The organism is Pseudomonas sp. Wu6, from assembly GCF_019891515.1.
Classification (GTDB): domain Bacteria; phylum Pseudomonadota; class Gammaproteobacteria; order Pseudomonadales; family Pseudomonadaceae; genus Aquipseudomonas; species Aquipseudomonas orientalis_A.
Map to the genome: position 1 here is coordinate 1 of NZ_JAFLXH010000088.1, position 1,202 is coordinate 1,202.

At 60.7% G+C, this 1,202-nt stretch carries 2 protein-coding genes; both read right to left on the bottom strand.

The annotated features are described in order from the left end of the window. Nucleotides 1-848: NAD(P)(+) transhydrogenase (Re/Si-specific) subunit beta (locus tag J1G34_RS26905; RefSeq protein ID WP_222994861.1), on the bottom strand; the 848-nt coding region annotated here is incomplete at its 3' end. Next, on the bottom strand, nucleotides 848-1,168 hold the full coding sequence (locus J1G34_RS26910) for an NAD(P) transhydrogenase subunit alpha part 2 (RefSeq protein ID WP_122257540.1): 321 nt from the start codon (nucleotides 1,166-1,168) through the stop codon (nucleotides 848-850). The genes J1G34_RS26905 and J1G34_RS26910, both read right to left, overlap by 1 nt. Between the last annotated feature and the right edge of the window lie 34 nt (nucleotides 1,169-1,202).

Sequence of the window (1,202 nt, forward strand, 5' to 3'; positions counted from 1 at the left end):
ACATTGAAGAAGGAGCGGTTCATGGCCTTGCACATGATGTACGACAGGATCGCGCCGCTGGAGCCCACCAGGGAGCCGGCGATGATCAGCATCGAGTTGTTCAGCGAGAAGCCGATCCCTGCCGCTGCCCAGCCTGAGTAGCTGTTGAGCATCGAGACAACCACCGGCATGTCGGCGCCGCCGATGGGGATGATGATCAGCACGCCCAGTACAAAGGCCAGGGCCAGCATCAGCGAGAACGCGGTGAGGTTGCCGGTGAACATGAACGCCAGGCCCAGGCCCAGCGTTGCGAGGCCGAGCACCAGGTTAAGCTTGTGCTGACCGCCGAACTGTACGGGTGCGCCTTGGAACAGACGGAACTTGTACTTGCCCGACAGTTTGCCGAAGGCGATCACCGAGCCGGAAAAGGTGATGGCACCGATGGCGGCACCGAGAAACAGCTCCAGGCGGTTACCGGCAGGAATCGCGTCGCCCAGGTGTTTGACGATGCCCAGGGATTGCGGCTCAACCACCGCCGCGATGGCGATAAATACCGCGGCCAGGCCGATCATGCTGTGCATGAAGGCGACCAGCTCCGGCATCTTGGTCATTTCTACGCGCTTGGCCATGACCGAACCGGCAGTGCCGCCGACCAGCAGGCCGACAATCACATAGCCGATTCCGGCGGTGGCAAGCTCAGCGCCGAGCTTATAGATGAGGCCCACTGTCGTGAGCACGGCCAGCGCCATGCCGAGCATGCCGAACAGGTTGCCGCGTCGGGAGGTGGTTGGGTGTGACAGCCCCTTGAGCGCCTGGATGAAGCAGATCGACGCGATCAAGTAGAGCGTCGTGACGAGATTCATGCTCATTATTTAGGCGCCTCTTCTTTTACTTTCGGGGCTTTCTTCTTGAACATCTCAAGCATCCTGCGGGTTACCAGGAAGCCGCCGAACACGTTCACCGCCGCAAGGGCCACAGCCAGGGTGCCCATGGTCTTGCCCAGCGGGGTCACGGTCAGTGCGGTGGCCAGCATGGCGCCGACGATCACGATTGCCGAGATGGCGTTGGTGACCGCCATCAGCGGCGTGTGCAGCGCGGGCGTGACGTTCCAGACCACGTGGTAACCGACATAAATCGCCAGCACAAAGATGATCAGGTTGTAGATACCGGGGGAGATAAGCTCTTCCATCGTCTGAATCCCTGCTTAGGCGTTTTTGCGGATG